Genomic DNA, 19,947 nt, shown 5'->3' on the forward strand with positions numbered 1-19,947 from the left:
GAGACTTCTTCAATCACTGCGGCGCGCACTGATGCTACACGGCTAAAATTCGCCGGCAACGTAGCCAATGCTGTAATCGATGATGTCATATTCTATAAACCATCTAGTTAGCGCAGCTTGCCAAAGCGCGTATCTAATAGCCACACAGGCACTCGTGAAAGCCGCTGCTGTCTACTTACTTACAGAAAAATGCCGAACCCCTACCTGCTATTCTGCGATGTAGTTATTCTCATGTCAAGCATTTGACGTTGACTCAACGCTCCAGCGCTGCCCTAGCGGCCAGCCACACATCAATACGGCGGACACCTGCACTGATCAGCACACGCGCCAACTCGCCGACCGTCGCACCAGTGGTCATCACATCATCGATAATGACAACGTGTAGACCCTTGACCGAACCCGCAACCGTAAACACGTTTTTGAGATTACGCCGCCGCTGCAAGGCATTGAGCTGTGATTGCTCTTTCGTCTCACCCACTCGAATAACAAGCCCCGTAGCAATTGAGCAGCCCAGTAATCGTGCGACTGGCCGCGCAATTTCGTAAGCCTGATTATAACCGCGCTCATTCATGCGCTTACGATGCAAAGGCACAGGCATCAGTAAATCCGGCACAATGAGGCTCTCGGTCTGCGCGACAGTCTTGGCCAGCGCGTCACCAAGAAAACGACCGTAGTACAACCGCTGACCAAATTTTAGTCCATGCACAATGTGGCTCACCGGGTCACGGTAGTTAAACGTGGCGAGCGCCCGATGATAAGGCGGTGGTTTACGTAAACATTGACCACATATGGCTCCGCCTTGGGGCGGCGCATCCTGCACCAGCGGCAAAGCGCAAACCTGGCAACAGGTTTTATTCCAGGGTAAATCGCTAAGGCAATCTGTACAAAGCACGTTATTCAGGCCTAACAACCCCTCGCCACAAAGCTGGCAGCATTGCGGCCAAAATTGTATTTGAGTATTTTTTAACCAGTTGTTAACTTTTGTTATTCCATTGAGTTGACAGCTATCTGGGTAGCCGTCATAGTCGCCTGCATTCCTTGCAAGACCTGGATACTAACTCATCAGGACAAACAAATGGATCAGAGCACCTACAATAAAATCGATGAAATCACCCAGCGCCTGTTAGACGGTGGTGAAATGAGCAGCGAAGAAGGTCGTTGGATGATCGCCTTAGATGATAATTACCTGCCTTGGCTAATGGCCGGCGCCGACCGCCTGCGTAAGACCTTTCGCGGCAATGAAGTTGAAGTTTGCGCCATTTCCAATGTGCGCTCGGGTAATTGTTCGGAAAATTGTTCGTTTTGTGGCCAAAGTGGTCACCACAAAACGGCTGCACCGAAATATGGCTATATCAAAAATAAATCTTTGGTCGAGCAAGCACAACAAGCACGCGAATGGGGCGCCAGCGATTTTGGTGTGGTCTCCAAAGGTTGGGGAGTACGCAACGATAAAGAGCGTACGCAACTAAAAGAATACTTTGCCGAGCTTGATGAGCATAGCGACATTGGCCGTTGTGCTAGCCTCGGCGCGCTTGACCGTGAATCTGCTGACATGCTCAAAGAAATGGGTATGGAAAACTATCACCACAATCTAGAAAGCGCCGAGAGCTTTTTTGACAAGGTATGTACCACACATACTTACCAAGAAAACATCGACACTATCAAGAACGCGCAAGACGCCGGTTTACGCGTTTGCGCTGGTGGCATTCTTGGCATGGGTGAAAGCCTCGACCAACGTATAGAGCTCGCCGAAACACTGCGCAGGCTAGACGTAAAATCAGTACCGTTGAATTTCCTTAATCCTATTGAAGGCACACCGATGGGTTCACTAACACCAATGGCACCACAGGAAATTCTGCACGCTATTGCTACCTTTCGTTATATGTTACCAAAAGCTGAGATACGCATTGCCGGTGGCCGCCACTTTTTAGGCGATATGCAGTCAATGATTTTCATGGCTGGTGCATCCGGCGTCATGATTGGTAATTACCTGACGACTCAAGGCCGTAAAGTTGAAGATGACTTAAAAATGATCGCCGACCTTAAACTGACTATTCGCGGTGACACCCAACAACGACGCGCCGCCACAACACAGTAGTGCTGAATCTTAATGGCGCTCTGGCGCAGCAACGCCAGCAGAGTCTTTATCGCCAGCGCCACGCTATTACTCAGCGCGGCGGCAATAAACTTGTAATCAATGGCGTGCGCTATACCAATTTCGCCAGCAACGATTATCTTGGCCTGGCCACTGACCCACGCATTGTCAAAGCATTTAAAGAAGGTGCCGATCGCTATGGTGTCGGTAGTGGCGCATCACAATTAGTCGCTGGCTACAGTGTGGCACATCAAGCCTTGGAAGAACGCATTGCAGATTTTCTTAAGCAGCCGCGCGCGCTATTATTTTCCAGTGGCTATATGGCCAACCTTGGCGTCATTACTGCGCTGCTATCGCGTAACGATCACATTTTTCTTGATCGACGTAGCCATGCGTCGCTGATTGATGCGGCAATCTTGTCGCGCGCCAAACTAAGCCGTTACCACACCTCAGATATTTCTAAACTAACAGAGAAATTAAATGCTGCGCCAACCATGATTGCCAGCGATAGCGTATTTAGTATGGATGGTGATATCGCTCCCCTGCCTGCGCTGGCTACATCAAGCAAACAAACGCAATCAATGCTACTTATCGATGACGCGCATGGCTTCGGTGTTCTCGGCAACAACGGTCGTGGTTGTTTAGAACATTGCAACATCGACAATAACGACATTGATATTTATGTTGGCACACTGGGTAAAGCGTGTGGTACTAGTGGCGCCTTTATTTGCGGCAGCGAAGAGTTAATTGAAACACTCATACAAAAATCACGTAGCCTTATTTACACCACCGCACCACCACCCGCCATCGCCCACGCAACACTAACCAGTATTGATATCATCGAGAAAGAAGGCTGGCGCCGACAACACATCAATAATCTAATGAAACATTTTCGTGCAGGCGCACAGCAACTCGGATTGCAACTTACTGATTCAGCAACCGCCATACAAGCTGTCATCATTAGCGATAATACGGCCGCAGTAAACGCCAGCGAACACCTAAAGTCACGAGGGCTATATGTCACTGCGATTCGCCCACCCACCGTGCCTGATAATACTGCTCGCTTACGCATCACTTTATGCAATTATCATAACGAAACAGATGTTGAACAATTACTCACTGCTTTAAAAGAGCTAAAACTAGATAGGCTAGATTCATGAGCCGGGCTAGCATCGTACTCGTCCATGGTTGGGGTTTTGACAGCAGCGTTTGGGCAACACTACAAACCCACCTTAAAAAATTCAATACCATCACCATTGATCTACCTGGTTATGGTGAACAAAAAAACAATAAAACTGAATGGAAGCTTGACCAGCTAACCGATGATTTAATTGCACGCACACCTAAAAACGCTATTTGGCTAGGCTGGTCACTCGGTGGTTTACTGACACTTTATATTGCAGCACAAAAGCCAACACACATCAAAGCACTTTTGACGATTGCTAGCACACCCAGCTTCACACAAAAACCAGGCTGGAATTGCGCAATGGACATTGACATCTTTAACGCATTTAAACAATCCTGTGAAAATGATAAAGACAAATGCTTGCAAGATTTTCGTGGCCTGGTAAGTTTCGGCGCTGAAAAAAAAACCATCATAAAAACACGTGCTCAAACATGCACTGCAGACATAGCTACATTGCTTGCAGGGTTAGCATTACTTGAACAGACAGACCTAAGGTTAACCTTGAAAAAAATTAAATGCCCGAGAAAATATCTATTTGCTAGCAAGGATTCATTGGTACCTACTAACGCTTGCACTCAGATAAATCATTATTCTGATTCAAATGAAATAGTATTGATTAACGACGCCTCCCATGCATTACCACTCAGCCACCCCAAAATAATTACACAACACACGCAAGCACTCATCCATGCCACACACTGACATATACCCATCACGGACAGGTTTCCCGCCAAATTGCACGCCCTACTTGATCTGTAGCGGCGTTATTATTCCTCGCAATAGAACAACTATTACTCGTCATTCCGCCTTGCTACACATCAAGCATGACGCACACTTTAGCAGGGAAACCTGTCCGTGATGGGTATCGAACAGGCTTATTTCATCGACAAAGAAAAAGTCAGGCGCGCCTTTGATCGCGCAGCCGAACATTACGATGAAACTGCTGCACTGCAAGCGGAAGTCGGCGCACGCATGTTAGCGCGCCTGGACTATATTCGTATCGCACCCAAGCGTATCGTAGACATAGGCTCTGGCACGGGCAGAATTACCAAAAACCTGGCGCAACGTTTTGTTAAAACAAACGTCGTTGCGCTTGACCTTGCCGAAGGCATGTTGAGAAAATCGCGCACTATCCAAAAACAAGGTATGGGACGATTTTTTAGTCGTGTGCAACACTTATGCGCCGATGCCGAATATCTACCATTAAGTAATAACAGTATCGATTTCGTTTTTTCTAACGTTGCCTTCCAATGGTGCAATGATTTAGATAAGGCACTGCAAGAATGCTATCGCGTATTAGCACCAGGCAGCCTTATACTGTTTTCCAGTTTTGGCCCCGACACACTGAGCGAACTCAGATCCGTCTGGCGTGATGTCGATGACTATAACCACGTCAACGCCTTTATCGATATGCACGACATCGGTGATGCTTTAATACGTGCAGGCTTTCAATCACCCGTGCTCGATATCGAAAATTTCACGCTGACTTATAGCAATGTCAAAGACCTCATGCGTGAACTCAAGGCTATTGGCGCACACAATGTTACCGCTGGGCGCCAACGTGGGTTAATGGGCAAACAACAGCTCAAACAAATAGAACAAGGCTACGAAAAGTTTCGCGACAATGGCAAGCTACCTGCCAGCTATGAAGTGATCTACGGCCACGCCTGGGTACCTGAACAAAAAACACGAAAAAAAGAAGACAACATCGAAGTGAAAATTTCGCTTAAACAACTGAGCCGTAGAAAATAAACAAATAAAATGTCTAAAGGATTCTTCGTTACCGGCACCGACACTGGTATTGGCAAAACCACCATCTCGTTGGGACTCATCGCTGCATTGCAAAATGTAGGGTATAAAGTCTGTGCAATGAAACCCATCGCCAGTGGTTGCGAAATAATAAATGGTGAACTGCGCAACGACGACGCATTGCAACTCATTAAAGCCTGCAAGCAAGATTTAAACTACAAACAAATAAACCCCTACGCCTTCAAGCCCGCTATCGCCCCACACATCGCCGCCGAACAAGCTGGCATAGAAATCGACATTACAATCATCTGCAAACTCGCAAACAAACATAAAGCTAATAACGATTACACCATCATCGAAGGCGCAGGCGGTTGGCAAGTGCCGCTTAATAAAACCGAAACCGTCGAAAATTTGGCAATAGCCCTGAATCTTCCTGTCATCCTGGTCGTTGGGTTACGCTTAGGCTGTATCAACCATGCGCTACTGACACGCAAAGCAATACAAGATTCAGGATTGGTTTTAGCTGGGTGGGTTGCAAACCATTACAACAAAAATATCCACAATGCCAAAGAGATAATCAACGCAATAAATCAGCACATTAAATCACCACACATCGCCACCATAGGTTATATGGAAAATGTAGCACCCAATCTGGACATCCTCACCCTGACAGAGAATTAAGGAGAGAAGACCAAATGTTCAGAGCAGAACAATGCTTACAAACAAAAACGGCCAGCAAAAAGCTGGCCGTCCTAACAATTTAAAAGAGTAACTGTTTAAGCTATCATCGCCTTTTTGATCTTACCCATTGCGCTTTTTTCAAGTTGGCGAATACGCTCGGCAGAAATGCCGTATTCCGTTGCTAATTCTTGCAAGGTCGTTTTACCTTCATCAGCCAACCAACGACGCTGAACAATGTCACGACTGCGGTCATCGAGCTTCGTCATGGCCTTGAGTAAACCGCTGTTGCTGTGGCGAGTCCAGTTATCCTTCTCAACCAATTTGGCGGGGTCTTCGCTTTCATTGGTTAAATAGGCGGCCGGGGCAAAGGCACGATCATCATCGTCACTCGCTTCTGGACCTGGATCAAATGAGGCATCGTATGCGCTCATGCGTTTCTCCATTTCCAGTACGGTCGCTTCAGGCACACCAAGATCTTTGGCAACCGCTTGCACTTCGGCATGACTAAACCAACCAAGACGTTTTTTTCTACTGCGCAGATTAAAAAATAATTTACGCTGTGCTTTGGTGGTGGCTACTTTAACGATGCGCCAGTTTTTTAGAATAAATTCGTGCATTTCAGCACGGATCCAATGCACGGCAAAAGAGATAAGGCGCACGCCAACTTCTGGGTCAAAGCGTTTTACGGCCTTCATCAAGCCGATGTTACCTTCTTGAATCAGATCAGCTTGTGGTAAACCATAACCGCTATAGCCGCGAGCAATGTGAACGACAAAACGCAATTGAGACATAATTAACTGGCGTGCCGCTTCAAGGTCTTCTTCTTCACGAAAACGGCGAGCTAACTCGCGCTCTTCTGCTACCGGCAACACAGGAACGCGAGCAATGGCCTGGCAGTACGATTCGATACTGCCTACCGGAATAATCAAATTCATTGCGTTCGCATTTACAGTCATAATTTTGTCCTTGTGTCGCTTTGCGCTGAATATTAGCACTCTACTACTTCGAGTGCTAATTATAGCGGAAGTTCAATGGAAATATTAACCTCTATACCTAAAAACTATGGCGAATGGCTGTACAAAACCATTAACTACGCCGATATGTTGCCTTAAGTCGGCTGAATATCACGTAAATGGCGACTTACCGTCAACCAGGAACCGCCCCAGCCTAATAAAATAGCGCCGATGACGACAATGCCCGTTGTTGAAAGATCGACGGCCAACAGGCCAAAACCGTCATCGTAGAGCCTCGCCAATGCCCTAACCGGCCCTCTAATGGCAAATAAAGCGGCATTGATGAGGATTAAAGCAAAAATCCCGCCAAACAGCCCATACCAGAGGCCACTGTAGAGAAATGGCCGGCGAATGAAGCCATCGGTACCACCAACGAGTTTGGTAATCTTGATTTCGGCGCGACGACCTTCAATGCTAAGCCGTATGGTATTGCCAACAATCAGCACAACAGCAAGGCCAAGCAAACAAGTAAGCACAACAATACCGCGCTTACCAATATCGACAATGGCGTATAAACGTTCAAGCCAACGTCGGTCAAGCTGAACGAAATCAACCGCGGCCTTAGTCTCTAAACGCTTAACAAGATTGCTTATGGCCTGTGTATCAGTAGCGTTAGCTTGCACAATGATGACACCTGGCAAGGGGTTATCATCCAACACCTCAAGGCTATCACCAAGATCAGCAAGCTGACTAAATTCACTCAGCACGGCAGCGGGGTCGCGGTATTCAAAATGGCTGATTTGGCTATCTTGTTTTAATACATCGAGCAGTTTGTCCAACCGTGATGCAGGCAGTTCTCTTTGCAAAAAAACCGATAGCTGAGTCGCGCTTTGCCATTGCTCATCAAAACCACGCAGGTTTTTAACTACCAGATACAAACCGGTTGGTAAGGCCAAAGCAATGCCAATGACCATAATCGTCATAGCGCTCGCCAAAGGGGCTTTGCCTAGCCGACCCAAGCTATCAATACAGGCTTGGGCATGGCGCAAGAAATAAAGCCGCAGGCGCATACGCAAGCCGCCCGCAGACGCGCGCTTGGAACGCGCCGATAATGGTTGCGATGCGCTGGAATGATCACGGCGGCTTGATGGACGGCGTAGCTGTGGTTGACGACGTTTCATGTCAGAAGCCTGTCATCGATTAGACGCCCATTTTTTAAGGTCAACACACGCTTGCCCATACGTGCTATCAGCGCTAGGTCATGGCTGGCAATCATGACGCTTACCCCAACCTGATTAAATTGCTGAAACAAGGTCATGATCTCGGCCGACAATTCGGGGTCAAGGTTGCCCGTTGGCTCATCAGCCAGCAATAAAGGCGGGCGATTAACCACTGCGCGGGCGATACCAACACGCTGCGCCTCGCCACTGGAAAGCCGCTGCGGATTCATTTTTTCCTTATCGAGCAGGCCTACCTTGTCCAAGGCCGCACGAACTCGACGTGCCATTTCGGCGTATTCAAGTTGACCACTGACTATCAGTGGCAGGGCAACGTTATCAAAAACAGTGCGATCCTCAAGCAAACAATGGTCTTGAAAAACAATGCCGACATTACGCCGTAAAAACGGCACTTGACGCGGCTTTACCTTGGATAAATCTTTGCCATAGACCGAGAGACGGCCGCTGCTTGGTCGCTCGATCAGTGCGATTAAGCGCAGCAAACTGCTTTTGCCTGCGCCGGAATGTCCAGTAAGGAAAGCCATTTCGCCACGAGCAAGCGTAAAGTTAATGTCATGCAAGGCATCGAAACTGCCTTCATAGCGTTTGCAAACGTGGTCGAATTCAATAATCATCTATATCAAAGATAGGATAAATAGTTTGGTTATTTGTTTGTTACAATTCAAACAGCGTTATGCTTCAACAGCCAGCAATGAGTCAACAAAATCTTCGGCATTAAAAGCACGCAGGTCATCAATACCTTCGCCGATGCCAATATAACGAATGGGGATGCCTAGCTTATGCGCTATGGCAAAGGTAATGCCGCCCTTGGCCGTACCATCAAGCTTGGTTAACACCACACCAGTGACACCAACGGCGTCATTAAATTTCTGCGCCTGCACCAAGCCATTTTGCCCGGTCGTTGCGTCAATCACAATCCAGGTCTCATGTGGCGCATCAGGCAATTCACGCGAAATCACGCGTTTGATCTTTTGCAGCTCGGCCATCAAATTCGCTTGCGTATGTAAACGTCCAGCGGTATCGGCTAGCAAGACATCAATATCACGCGCTTTGGCGGCATTGATGGCATCAAAGCTCACAGCAGCCGGGTCGGCGTTCTGACCTTGTGCAATAACAGCAATGTTATTGCGCTCACCCCATACTTGCAACTGCTCAACCGCCGCCGCACGAAAGGTATCGCCAGCGGACAGCATGACACGCTTGCCATCAGCTTGAAATTGCTTGGCCAGCTTACCAATGGTGGTGGTTTTGCCAACGCCATTAACACCCACCATCATCAATACCCAGGGTTTGGCACTATAGTGCTCCAGGGGTTTGCTGACGCGGGCTAATGCAGCCAAAAGTTCTTCACGCAAAGCAGCTAATAAGGCATCGACATCAGACAGTTGGTTGCGCTTTAAACGTGCCTGCAAGCTAGCAATAACCTCCATGGTAAGTTCAACACCCATATCAGCACTAAGTAACCGTGTTTCCAGCTCATCCAGCACCTCATCATCGATTTTCTTTTTACCAGCAACCAGGCTGGCAAGACCCTCCGTCAGGCCTTCACGCGTACGTGATAAACCACTTTTAAGACGATCCCATAAGCCTGTTTTTCCAGTCTTGTTTTGCGCTGTGCCTGTACTTTCAACAGAATGACTGTCAGCACGTTTATTTTTGAAACCAAATACCATCTTTACTATCCAAATCTTGGCAAAACCTGGCGGATGACACCACCAACACGGTAACATCACGCTTTTATTAAAGCGCACTATCCTACCATCTACATGTAGTGTGCTGAATAAAATAGCCATTCAGAATATTATCCTTAGGAAAGACAACGAACAATGCGAATAAAACAAACACTATTGAACTTGATTCTGGCCGGCCTGCTAGCAGCTATAGCGACACAAACGCAGGCAAAACCCAGTGACAACACACACGAATATACCTTTGATAATGGTCTTAAGCTGATCGTCAAAGAAGATCACCGCGCACCGGTACTGGTTTCCCAAGTCTGGTATAAGGTCGGCAGCACTTATGAGCATGACGGCATTACCGGCATCTCGCATGCGCTGGAACACATGATGTTTAAGGGTACCAAGAAATTTCCTGATGGCGCCTTTGATCGTATCGTCTCCGACAACGGTGGTCGTCACAATGCCTTCACCAGCCAAGATTACACGGGCTATTATCAAGAGTTTGAAAAAAGCCGACTCGAAGTGAGCTTTGAGCTGGAGGCTGATCGTATGCGCAATTTATTATTGCCTGAAGATGAATTTAAAAAAGAAATTCGTGTCGTTATGGAAGAACGCCAACTGCGTACGGAAGACAATCCACAAGCATTAACCTATGAACAATTCAACGCTGCTGCGTTTGTTAACAGTTCATCACGTATTCCGGTTGTCGGTTGGATGAATGATTTGCAAAACATGACTATCGATGATTTGCGCGCTTGGTATGAACAATGGTATGCACCTAATAATGCCACGGTTGTTGTCGCGGGTGATGTTGACCCTGATGAAGTCTATGCCTTGGCAAAAAAATACTTTGCGCCCATAAAACCAAGCACGATTAAACAACCCAAACCACGCCAGGAAATCAAGCAAAGTGGCATACGCAAGATCATCGTCAAAGCACCGGCTGAGCTGCCGTATTTCATTTTAGGTTACAAAACACCCTCACTACTAACAGCCGACGATCAATCTGACGCCTATGCCTTGGCCGTGCTGTCGGCAGTGCTCGATGGTGGCAACAGCTCACGCTTCGCCAAAAAATTGATTCGCGGTAGCGCTATCGCAGCAAACGTTAGCACTGGCTATCGCCTGCATTCGCGGAGCGGAACACTGTTTCGTATTGATGGCACACCCGCGCAAGGAAAAACAATTAATGAATTAATAAGCGCAATCAATGATGAAATAGCCTTGCTGAAAACAGAATTGGTCAGCAAAAAAGAGTTAGACCGAATCAAGGCACAAGTGGTCGCCAGTGAAGTGTATCAACGCGACTCCGTTTCATCACAAGCATCAACGCTTGGCGCACTTGAAAGTATTGGCCTTGACTGGCGCATTATTGATAAATTCGTTGATAAAATCACTGCGGTGAGCGCTACAGATATTCAACGTGTTGCAAAAAAGTATTTTGTTGAAGACTCACTCACCATTGCTGAGCTCGACCCGCAGCCGCTTGACACAAAAAATCCAGACGCCCAACTAGGGAAACTCTGAACAAGTCATGATTGTTTTACGCTGGCTAAAATTGCCCCAATTCGTCTCGAAGATCGCAGCAATAGAGCGACTATTACCGCTCACTTCGAAACGAATTGGTGCAATTTTATCTCAGCCTAAACTCAACCAGACTTATTCAGAGCTCCCCTAGCAATATCCGCCACTAACAATGGCCATTAATTCGAGATCTGTCATGATTACCCTATTTATGCAATATATAAAAACCACCTTATCCGTGCTTAGCGCCGCCGTCTTATTGTTCGGCACACAACTTGTCTATGCGGCACCAAAGATACAACATTGGCAAAATGAACACGACAGCAAGGTGTTTTTCGTCTCTGCCCCAGAGCTACCTATGATTGATATTCGTATCACCTTTGATGCTGGTAGCGCACGTGATGGCTTAGTTCCCGGGCTAGCATTGATGACAAATGGCCTGCTCGCCGAAGGCACAAGCAAGCTTGACGCTGATGCCATTGCCGAAAACTTTGAAGCCGTTGGTGCTAACTTTGGTAATAGTGTCAACCGTGACAGTGCAACCGTTAGTCTGCGTAGCTTATCGGGGGGGAAATGGCTTGAAAGCGCGCTAGAAACATTTATTACTGTACTTAGCGACCCAAGCTTCTCAGAAACTGTTTTAGAACGTGAACGTCAACGTGCACTGATTGCCTTACGTGGTCAAAAACAATCCCCACAAAGTGTGATTAATAATGCCTTTTATGAAAACATCTATGCCAGTCACGCCTATGCTGCGCCAACACTCGGCTTTGAGGCAAGCATGAAAGCTATAACACGCAGTGACATTCAAACATTCTACGAGCGCCATTATGTTGCCAGCAATGCGACGATTGCGATTGTTGGCGACCTAGATCGAAAAGGCGCTGAGTCGCTAGCGAACAGATTAACCGCTAGACTCAGTAAATCAGAAAAATTAGCAATAATCGAAAACGTTAATTATAAGTCAAAGAAAAAACATGTACACATCGAGCACCCATCAACGCAAACGCATATTATGGTTGGTATGCCGACGTATGCCCGCGGTGACAATGATCACTTTGCACTATTCCTCGGCAACCATATTTTAGGTGGCAGTGGCTTTGGCTCACATATCACCAAAGCCATACGCGAAGACCGTGGACTTGCCTATAGTGCCTACAGTTATTTTGCCCCCATGCGCGTGCAAGGGCCTTTTGTCATCGGTTTGCAAACAAGTACGGCTCAAACTGATGAAGCCTTGCAGGTACTCAACGACACACTGGCCGCATTTCTGAAAAATGGCCCCAACGACCATGAACTGGCTGCAGCGAAACGCGATATCATCAATGGCTTTCCATTACGTATTGCTAGTAATAGCAGTTTGATTGGTTATATCAGCTTGATTGGCTTTTACGACTTGCCGTTAGATTACCTCAATGAGTTCACAAACAAGGTAGACAATATCAGTAAAGAACACGTCCGTGATGCCTTCGCCAAACGGGTTAAACTGGACCAGCTATTAACCGTCACTGTTGGCCAGAATATCGATGATATCTAATATCAATGAGACACAGTGATTGACTAAATTAACAAACGCTAATACTCGGCCACGTGGCACGCTGCGTATTATCGCCGGCGAATGGCGCTCACGCGTGCTTGATTTTGATACCACCAGCGGCGTCAGACCCACTACCGACCGTGTCCGTGAAACCCTGTTTAATTGGCTGCAACATGCTACGCCAGGCGCAACTTGTCTCGATTTGTTTGCAGGCAGTGGCGCGCTGGGAATCGAGGCGCTATCACGCGGCGCTCGCGAACTGACCTTTGTTGAGCGATCGCATTGTCTGGCTAATATGCTACGCACACGAATCGACCTGCTTGAGGCGCAAGATCGTGGGCAAATCTTTCAATCTGATGCCCAGTCCTATCTGCAAACATGCAATAAACAGTTTGATATCGTTTTCCTCGACCCACCCTTTTCAACTGATATAATCGATAATGTTTGCGCTGCGTTAGAACAACGTCAACTACTGACTAACAATGCCTATATTTATATCGAAACATCACGTTCTGGCGAGCCACCTGTGTTGCCATCAAATTGGGTGGTCAAGCGCACTAAAATAGCTGGCCAAGTCAGCTACCAGCTGGCACAACGCATAACTACTTAGATGACGAGAACATATCCTAAAATATGAGTAAGATAGCTATATACCCTGGCACCTTTGACCCAATCACTCATGGCCACAGTGACATCGTGCACCGCGCAACCCAATTATTTGACCGGGTCATTATCGCCGTCTCGGAAAACACGCATAAAAACCCGGCGTTTGATTTTGATGAACGTATCACCTTGGCAGCCGAAGTGCTAACTGATAATAGTCGAGCGGAGGTAAAGGGCTTTAGCAATCTGCTGGTCGATTTTGCCCGCGAACACGGTGCCAACACCATCATTCGTGGTCTACGTGCCGTATCGGACCTTGAGTATGAATTCCAACTGGCCAGCATGAATCGTAAGCTTTCGCCCAACATCGAAACTATTTTTCTCATGCCTGATGAACAATATACCTATCTATCATCCAGTATCGTACGCCAGGTCGCTGCGTTAAAAGGTGATATCAGCGATTTTGTCCATCCTGTCGTGTTCGCAGCACTCGCTGGCAAACACAGCTAAGCGATAATGGCTTATGGGCACCTCTTATGGCATTAATTATTACCGACGAATGCATTAACTGTGATGTCTGCGAACCCGAGTGCCCTAACGACGCTATTTATGAAGGAACAGAAATTTATATTATCGAATCCAAACTCTGCACCGAGTGTGTTGGTCACTTTGATACCCCACAATGTGTCGAAGTGTGTCCGGTAGAATGCATTCCGCACGACAACAATCACGTCGAAAATCATGAACAACTCATGGCTAAATATAACTTCCTTACGCAGGCACAAACAAAACATGAACTCAACAGTAAAAAAAATTAAACCCTTAACAGGATATAGCGCTTATTTTTTTCTATTACTATGCGTTGTATTTTCTAACGCCCATGCTCATCAAACAGGTGTTGCCACTGCCCACCCACTGGCGACCAAAGCAGCACATCAAATCCTTGCACAAGGCGGTAATGCCTTTGATGCAGCCGTAGCTGCCACTGCCGTACTGGCTGTAGTTGAACCAGCGGGATCCGGTCTTGGTGGTGGTGGCTTTTGGTTGCTTCACCGCGCCAAAGACGGTTTTGAAACCATGCTTGATGGCCGTGAAATGGCACCAGGTCAAGCACATCGCGACATGTACCTTGATAAAGAAGGTAATGTGATACCTAAAGCATCTATTGACGGATCACTTGCAGCAGGCATACCTGGCGTACCCGCAGCCTTGGCTCATCTTGCTGAAAACTACGGTAATCTGGAATTAGCAAAAACACTGCTTCCTGCCATTCGTTATGCACGCGAAGGCTTTGCTATCGATAGTCACATGCAGAACCTGATCAAATTTAGACAACAAGCCTTATTGGCATCACCTGCCGCAGCCAAAATATTTCTTGTCGAAGGTAAAGTGCCACCACTTGGCTATGAAATTGTTCAAGCCGACCTCGCCAATACATTACAGATGATCGCCGACACTAATGGTAAAGGTTTTTATCAAGGTGCATTTGCCAACACACTGGCTAGTGGTGTAAAAATCGCTGGCGGTATTTGGCAAGTCGAAGACTTAATTAATTACAAATTGATCGAGCGTGAACCCATTCGTGGTGAATATCATGGTATGAAAATAACCTCAGCCGCACCACCCTCATCTGGCGGTGTTGCGTTGGTGACCATGCTCAATATTTTAGAGGGTTTTGATTTAGACGCTGCGACGCCGGTTCAGCGCAAACATCTAATCATCGAAGCCATGCGTCGAGCCTATCGTGATCGCGCACAATATTTAGGTGATACAGACTTTATTAAAGTGCCATTAGAGCGTCTTACCAGCAAGGTTTATGCTGCTGGTCTACGCGCCGCAATCAGCCCAAACAAAGCAATGCCTAGCGCTTTGTTACCGACCGCTGTTAATAATTCTGGCAATGGTACGGATACCACTCACTTTTCGATTATCGATGCCGATGGCAACCGTGTCGCTGCCACTTTATCAATCAATTACCCTTTTGGCTCAGCCTTTATGGTTCCCGGCACTGGCGTACTGCTTAATAATGAAATGGATGATTTTTCTGCCAAACCTGGTGTTGCTAATGTCTATGGCCTTGCCGGTGCTAAAGCCAATGCCATAGAACCAGGCAAGCGGCCTCTTTCAAGTATGTCGCCAACATTTTTAGAAGATGATAAAAATATTATTATTCTCGGCGCCCCTGGCGGCAGCCGTATTATCACTATGGTGTTATTGGGCATATTGGAATATGCCAATGGCGGCTATGCCGATTCGATCGTAAAACTCGGCCGCTATCATCATCAATATCTACCCGACAAATTAATTTACGAAGAAGGCGCTTTAAGTAAAGCCGAAATTGAACAGCTCGAGCAATGGGGTCATACCGTAGAAAAACACGCCCGTACTTTTGGCAATATGCAAGTAGTCATTATAGATAAAAACAGTGAAACGGTTTCTGCAGCAAGCGATCCGCGCCGCAATGGCCAAGCATCTGTGAAATAACGAAACGTTGACGCTTGTGATAAGTAAGTATGCGCTACACCTAAAAACAACAAATTGCTATTACCCTGTGAATTTTACGTGATGAATAAACTCTGAAATTTAATTGATAATGTTTAACTAGAATCCATCAAAGCGCTACCCAACCACCATGTTCTTGATAGCCAACCGATCTACGCAACTTGCACGCTTGTTTTCACTTTTATCACAGGGTGAACGTTTAGCCCATCGATGTGCAGCGCAGCAAAGTCGCTTGATGGCAGCTCGTGGCAACATGTCATACGCTAAATTTTTTAAACGACAATCACGGCAAGAATATTTTCATGCGCATGTCTTTGACAGCACTGTGCTTTGGTTAGGTAACAGCAAAGTCAATACGCAATGCAAACATCTTGATTTATATGCGCAATATGTAGAAAATTCATTAGACAATGATGCTATAGCAGAGTCGGTGCTGGCAACGCAGGTAATATTGGAAAGCATCGGCAAACTAGTGCTCGAAGGAATCGATGTGCGCATGGAGCGACAATGTTACGGTCTGAAAAAAATTAGAAGTTTAATTCTCGCACAAGAAGCGGAGCACCATGAATTTGGTCAAAGCCAACTACTAAGCCTAATGCAAGATACCAATATCAGCCTCTCAAAAATGCAACAGCTATCGCAACAATATCAAGAACTTGCCAATAAAATATTTGACGAATTAGCGCCAATTTTTGACAGCCTGGATGCCGATATCGATAGCTATAAATCACGGCTTGGCGATCACATTCCGGCATCCTTACGAATAGGCTAAGCAATAATGATGGTCAGCGTAATCATTCCTGTGCTCAATGAACAAAAAGCGTTACCGCAAACGTTAACCTCTTTGCTCAAACAACAATGTAAGCGCAAGTGGCTGCGAGAGATTATTATCGTCGATGGTGGCAGTCACGATGCAAGCCTGTCAATAGCTAAAAAATTTGGCCAATCACTACCCATAAAAATCATCCGCGCAACACGTGGTCGCGCCTCACAAATGAATGCTGGTGCTCAAGCCGCATCCTCTCCATGGTTGTTATTTCTACATGCGGACACACAATTGCCACAATGCGGTTTACAAGAGTTATATCAAGCCACCTGCAAACCTGGAGTAGTTGCTGCTTGCTTTAAGCATAGTTTTTCAGGCAAGTATTGGGGGTTAGGCTTTATTTCCTGGCTGCATAATCTGCGCTTTCGCCGCACCAAGATTATGTATGGCGACCAAGCGATTTTTGTTGCACACACCACTTTCTTTGAGATTGGTGGCTTCCCTGAGCAAGACGCGGAAGACATTTTATTCAGCAAAAAACTTCTCGCCATTGCCACGCCTCTGATGCTAAATGCGACAATCACCACTGATTCTCGCAAATTTGAACAAATAGGCACATGGCAAGCACTACGCTATGTTATCGGTATTCAGTGTCAACATCAGCGTGGCAATGCTATTGGCCATCATGCCTTTTTTCAAAATTATCGCTAGCCCTACTTTATTGATTGGCAATTGGAATGAACTACATCATCTTTAATTCCGTATAGTATGGCGACTACAGAATAGTTCGCCTATCGCAGCGCGCTCACTCTAACTTTGCGAATTAAAGGATTCTCATCCATGAGCATCGGTGGCCTCAAAATAGTACACATAGGACTTGTCACTATAAGCCTGTCTGTTCTGTTTACCCAAAGTGCTTTCGTCGAGGCATATGATTACCCATTGCGCGACCCCTATTTTGCTACTGTCATCGGCACACCCAACGAACTTGAATACCCAACCGAAGGGCCTAAATATCCTGGCGTAGAAAAGCTCTCCTTATTCCCGGAGCGCAAAGTGCCCACTGTTTTTTGGCATGGCAATAAACACCGTGTTGGTGTTGATAGCCAACGCAGCGACCAACCCACGCCATTAATTTTTATTCTCTCGGGCACAGGCTCTAATTTCGAGTCCAGCAAAACACGATTTTTAAGAGACGTGTTTTACGATGCCGGGTTCCACGTCATTAGTCTATCGTCTACGACGACAGGTGAATTTATTACTTCCGCATCAAGCTCATCGCGACCGGGCTATGTCCCTGATGATATCGCAGATCTGTATGAAATTATGCGGCAAGCTTACGCCAGAGTGGCAGCCGACATTAACGTCAGCGAATTTTATCTCACTGGTTTTAGTATGGGTGCCATGCATGCAGCCTTTCTTGGCGAACTGGATTCGCGTCAGCATGTTTTTAATTTTTCAAAAATCATGATGATTAATCCGCCCGTACGACTCTATGAGTCTGCCCAGCGTCTTGATCAACTCATTGAAAAAAACCTACCCGATGGCATTCAAAGTGTCGGCGCTTTTGCTGAAAAAATATTTAACCGTTATGCGCCCATATTTAATCAAACTGGTGGCGTAGAAATTGATAGTGAGTTTCTTTTTGCACTCCAGGAGAAAACACCTGTCAGCAATGAAGAACTGGAAGTGATCCTCGGCCTAGCTTTTCGTCTTACTGCAAGCAGTATGACCTTTGCATCGGATGTCATGACCCGTTCTGGAAAAATTGTTCGTGCCACCGAAAGACTAACGAGTGGTGATACGCTCACTGGATATTTCAAGCAATCGTTGTATTGGGGCTTTAGCGACTATTTTGATCAAATCTTACTACCCTATCTTCAACAGCTCAGTAGCAATATGACGAAAGAGCAGCTCAAATACGCCTTGAGTCTTGACAGTATTGATCACTACCTGGCAACAACGACTACAGTACAGGCTATGACCAATGCTGATGACTTTATCCTCAATGAGGAAGACTTGGATTTTCTGGCAGACACGCTGGGCCAACGACTGACAATCTACCCTTATGGCGGCCATGGCGGTAACTTCACTTATCATGAAAACGTAGAACAACTATTACGCTTCTTCGGTGCAAGACCATAATCATGGGTGAGGTATAAGATAGTTGACTTCACATCATCAATCACGCTGGCGACCCCTATTCGTTGCACTGTGCTCCATTCTTCTTGGCGCATGTTCGACAACTTCTGCACCTGTACCACTGACCGATGCAGAATCAAAATCAGTAGAATACCGCGAACAATTTAACTTTCTCGATAGCTATGACCCCTTTGAATCCATTAATCGTCGACTCTATAAATTCAATGCCAAATTCGACGAACATGTGTTTATTCCGGTTCTGCGCACCTACCAAGCCGTCACACCACGATTCGTGCGCAGCGGCGTGCGCAATTTCTTCTCTAACCTCAATGACATTCCCGTACTACTGAATTCGTTATTGCAATTCAAGCCTGAAAGCTCACTCGTCACCACAGGCAGGCTTGTTATCAACACCACGATTGGTATTGGTGGGCTGTGGGATCCGGCAAAGAAAATAGGCTTAAAGAAACGTAATGAAGACCTGGGGCAAACACTGGGATACTATGGCGTTGGCAATGGTCCTTACCTTGTTCTGCCCATTCTGGGGCCATCTAGCCTACGCGACGCCAGTGGTACGGTGACAGATCGTTTAATTCAGTCTGATATTAACTTTGTTGGATTGGAACAGGTGCTCAGCGATGAACCCCTGCTGTTCGCTCTCGAAACCATCAACCAGCGCCACATCAATCCCTTTCGTTATGGCCAGTTTAATTCACCCTTCGAGTACGACTTAATCCGCTACTTCTATCTTAAGCAGCGTGAATTTCTTGTAAATCAATGAGTTATTGTCATTGTAGGTATCACCCCTGCTCAGCAGCTCTGCGTTAAAAACCCTGCTAACCGGCTTGTCTAGAGCAAGATAACCTTCTATAATCAATAGCTAGAGTTTTTTATGATGTCCGTTCTGAGGAATTTACCATGTACGATATATTTCCATGGATTTTAGTCCCTGTTGCCATTTTCTTCGGTTTGGGCGTATTTTTAGCAGGTTCTATGTCTGAATCAGCCATTAACGCGTCACTCGCCGACAAAGACGAGTAAAGATCATCCCGCACGGCGGATCGCCCTTAATTGCCCACCTGAAATTTTTTCAGCCCTGATAAAAGGGAGCCTCTGGATAAGTTGTGACTCAGCATCTTGACGCAAACTTATGCAGAGCATCCCTAAGCTCGGTTATCAGTAACTGTAAGTATTACCATCATGTCTGCTACTGACCAAGACCAACGCCTTATTATTTTTTTATTAGGCTCAGCATTCTTTCTGTTTATAGGCACCACACACGGCGTCGTACA

At 46.4% G+C, this 19,947-nt stretch carries 20 protein-coding genes; 15 read left to right on the forward strand and 5 right to left on the reverse strand.

The features are described 5' to 3' along the window. Nucleotides 1-253 precede the first annotated feature (253 nt). A complete protein-coding gene (locus tag JKY90_04435; GenBank protein ID MBL4851512.1) occupies nt 254-952 on the reverse strand; it encodes a ComF family protein in 699 nt (232 codons plus the stop codon). Between the two features lie 123 nt (nt 953-1,075). Between JKY90_04435 and bioB the strand changes: the two genes are divergently transcribed. From bioB to bioD, 5 genes are all read left to right on the forward strand, one after another. Then, on the forward strand, nt 1,076-2,098 hold the full coding sequence (gene bioB, locus JKY90_04440; protein ID MBL4851513.1) for a biotin synthase BioB: 1,023 nt from the start codon (nt 1,076-1,078) through the stop codon (nt 2,096-2,098). After that, the gene (gene bioF / locus JKY90_04445) at nt 2,098-3,255 is read left to right on the forward strand and encodes an 8-amino-7-oxononanoate synthase (GenBank protein ID MBL4851514.1); all 1,158 of its coding nucleotides are present in this window, start codon (nt 2,098-2,100) and stop codon (nt 3,253-3,255) included. Before bioB ends, bioF begins: the two co-directional genes overlap by 1 nt. Further along, nucleotides 3,252-3,983, forward strand: a complete 732-nt coding sequence (locus JKY90_04450; GenBank protein ID MBL4851515.1) for an alpha/beta fold hydrolase — start codon at nt 3,252-3,254, stop codon at nt 3,981-3,983. The genes bioF and JKY90_04450 overlap by 4 nt, the downstream gene beginning before the upstream one ends. A 156-nt stretch (nt 3,984-4,139) precedes the next feature. Continuing rightward, nucleotides 4,140-5,033: a malonyl-ACP O-methyltransferase BioC gene (gene bioC / locus JKY90_04455; protein MBL4851516.1), complete on the forward strand. Its 894-nt coding sequence runs from the start codon at nt 4,140-4,142 to the stop codon at nt 5,031-5,033. Between the two features lie 9 nt (nt 5,034-5,042). After that, nucleotides 5,043-5,711, forward strand: a complete 669-nt coding sequence (gene bioD, locus JKY90_04460) for a dethiobiotin synthase (GenBank protein ID MBL4851517.1) — start codon at nt 5,043-5,045, stop codon at nt 5,709-5,711. A gap of 95 nt (nt 5,712-5,806) precedes the next feature. On the opposite strand, the gene rpoH is transcribed toward bioD, so the two are convergent. The 4 genes from rpoH to ftsY form a co-directional block, all read right to left on the reverse strand. Beyond that, nucleotides 5,807-6,667, reverse strand: a complete 861-nt coding sequence (rpoH, locus tag JKY90_04465; GenBank protein ID MBL4851518.1) for an RNA polymerase sigma factor RpoH — start codon at nt 6,665-6,667, stop codon at nt 5,807-5,809. 152 nt (nt 6,668-6,819) lie between these two features. Then, nucleotides 6,820-7,845, reverse strand: coding sequence for a cell division protein (locus JKY90_04470; protein ID MBL4851519.1), 1,026 nt, complete (start codon nt 7,843-7,845; stop codon nt 6,820-6,822). Beyond that, entirely contained in the window at nt 7,842-8,513 is a 672-nt protein-coding gene (gene ftsE / locus JKY90_04475; GenBank protein MBL4851520.1) for a cell division ATP-binding protein FtsE, read from the reverse strand. Before ftsE ends, JKY90_04470 begins: the two co-directional genes overlap by 4 nt. A gap of 60 nt (nt 8,514-8,573) precedes the next feature. Further along, nucleotides 8,574-9,575, reverse strand: a complete 1,002-nt coding sequence (ftsY, locus tag JKY90_04480; protein ID MBL4851521.1) for a signal recognition particle-docking protein FtsY — start codon at nt 9,573-9,575, stop codon at nt 8,574-8,576. A 153-nt stretch (nt 9,576-9,728) separates the two neighbouring features. Between ftsY and JKY90_04485 the strand changes: the two genes are divergently transcribed. The 10 genes from JKY90_04485 to JKY90_04530 all read left to right on the forward strand — a co-directional run bounded on the left by JKY90_04485 (nt 9,729) and on the right by JKY90_04530 (nt 19,436). Next, nucleotides 9,729-11,108, forward strand: coding sequence for an insulinase family protein (locus tag JKY90_04485; GenBank protein ID MBL4851522.1), 1,380 nt, complete (start codon nt 9,729-9,731; stop codon nt 11,106-11,108). 193 nt (nt 11,109-11,301) lie between these two features. Further along, complete coding sequence (locus JKY90_04490; protein ID MBL4851523.1) at nt 11,302-12,642, forward strand: insulinase family protein; 1,341 nt, start codon at nt 11,302-11,304, stop codon at nt 12,640-12,642. Nucleotides 12,643-12,661: 19 nt separating this feature from the next. Beyond that, nucleotides 12,662-13,252: a 16S rRNA (guanine(966)-N(2))-methyltransferase RsmD gene (gene rsmD, locus JKY90_04495; GenBank protein ID MBL4851524.1), complete on the forward strand. Its 591-nt coding sequence runs from the start codon at nt 12,662-12,664 to the stop codon at nt 13,250-13,252. Between the two features lie 23 nt (nt 13,253-13,275). Further along, nucleotides 13,276-13,755: a pantetheine-phosphate adenylyltransferase gene (gene coaD / locus JKY90_04500; protein MBL4851525.1), complete on the forward strand. Its 480-nt coding sequence runs from the start codon at nt 13,276-13,278 to the stop codon at nt 13,753-13,755. Between the two features lie 26 nt (nt 13,756-13,781). Further along, entirely contained in the window at nt 13,782-14,063 is a 282-nt protein-coding gene (locus JKY90_04505; protein ID MBL4851526.1) for a YfhL family 4Fe-4S dicluster ferredoxin, read from the forward strand. Continuing rightward, on the forward strand, nt 14,038-15,729 hold the full coding sequence (ggt, locus tag JKY90_04510) for a gamma-glutamyltransferase (protein ID MBL4851527.1): 1,692 nt from the start codon (nt 14,038-14,040) through the stop codon (nt 15,727-15,729). Before JKY90_04505 ends, ggt begins: the two co-directional genes overlap by 26 nt. A 148-nt stretch (nt 15,730-15,877) precedes the next feature. Continuing rightward, a complete protein-coding gene (locus JKY90_04515; GenBank protein MBL4851528.1) occupies nt 15,878-16,519 on the forward strand; it encodes a hypothetical protein in 642 nt (213 codons plus the stop codon). Between the two features lie 6 nt (nt 16,520-16,525). Next, nucleotides 16,526-17,224, forward strand: a complete 699-nt coding sequence (locus JKY90_04520; GenBank protein MBL4851529.1) for a TIGR04283 family arsenosugar biosynthesis glycosyltransferase — start codon at nt 16,526-16,528, stop codon at nt 17,222-17,224. Between the two features lie 129 nt (nt 17,225-17,353). Then, nucleotides 17,354-18,658 carry an alpha/beta hydrolase gene (locus JKY90_04525; protein MBL4851530.1) on the forward strand — a complete coding sequence of 435 codons (1,305 nt, stop codon included), beginning with the start codon at nt 17,354-17,356 and terminating at the stop codon, nt 18,656-18,658. Nucleotides 18,659-18,680: 22 nt separating this feature from the next. After that, on the forward strand, nt 18,681-19,436 hold the full coding sequence (locus JKY90_04530) for a VacJ family lipoprotein (GenBank protein ID MBL4851531.1): 756 nt from the start codon (nt 18,681-18,683) through the stop codon (nt 19,434-19,436). Nucleotides 19,437-19,947: the final 511 nt, after the last annotated feature.

This window comes from Gammaproteobacteria bacterium, from assembly GCA_016765075.1.
Classification (GTDB): domain Bacteria; phylum Pseudomonadota; class Gammaproteobacteria.

Coding starts and splice junctions, on each gene's coding strand:
- JKY90_04450 (MBL4851515.1), top strand. CDS start 3,252: ATGAGCCGGGCTAGCATCGTACTCGTCCATGGTTGGGGTTTTGACAGC.
- bioD (MBL4851517.1), top strand. CDS start 5,043: ATGTCTAAAGGATTCTTCGTTACCGGCACCGACACTGGTATTGGCAAA.
- bioC (MBL4851516.1), top strand. CDS start 4,140: ATGGGTATCGAACAGGCTTATTTCATCGACAAAGAAAAAGTCAGGCGC.
- rpoH (MBL4851518.1), bottom strand. CDS start 6,667: ATGACTGTAAATGCGAACGCAATGAATTTGATTATTCCGGTAGGCAGT.
- JKY90_04525 (MBL4851530.1), top strand. CDS start 17,354: ATGAGCATCGGTGGCCTCAAAATAGTACACATAGGACTTGTCACTATA.
- JKY90_04485 (MBL4851522.1), top strand. CDS start 9,729: ATGCGAATAAAACAAACACTATTGAACTTGATTCTGGCCGGCCTGCTA.
- coaD (MBL4851525.1), top strand. CDS start 13,276: ATGAGTAAGATAGCTATATACCCTGGCACCTTTGACCCAATCACTCAT.
- JKY90_04515 (MBL4851528.1), top strand. CDS start 15,878: ATGTTCTTGATAGCCAACCGATCTACGCAACTTGCACGCTTGTTTTCA.
- ggt (MBL4851527.1), top strand. CDS start 14,038: ATGAACTCAACAGTAAAAAAAATTAAACCCTTAACAGGATATAGCGCT.
- bioB (MBL4851513.1), top strand. CDS start 1,076: ATGGATCAGAGCACCTACAATAAAATCGATGAAATCACCCAGCGCCTG.
- JKY90_04470 (MBL4851519.1), bottom strand. CDS start 7,845: ATGAAACGTCGTCAACCACAGCTACGCCGTCCATCAAGCCGCCGTGAT.
- ftsY (MBL4851521.1), bottom strand. CDS start 9,575: ATGGTATTTGGTTTCAAAAATAAACGTGCTGACAGTCATTCTGTTGAA.
- JKY90_04505 (MBL4851526.1), top strand. CDS start 13,782: ATGGCATTAATTATTACCGACGAATGCATTAACTGTGATGTCTGCGAA.
- JKY90_04520 (MBL4851529.1), top strand. CDS start 16,526: ATGATGGTCAGCGTAATCATTCCTGTGCTCAATGAACAAAAAGCGTTA.
- JKY90_04490 (MBL4851523.1), top strand. CDS start 11,302: ATGATTACCCTATTTATGCAATATATAAAAACCACCTTATCCGTGCTT.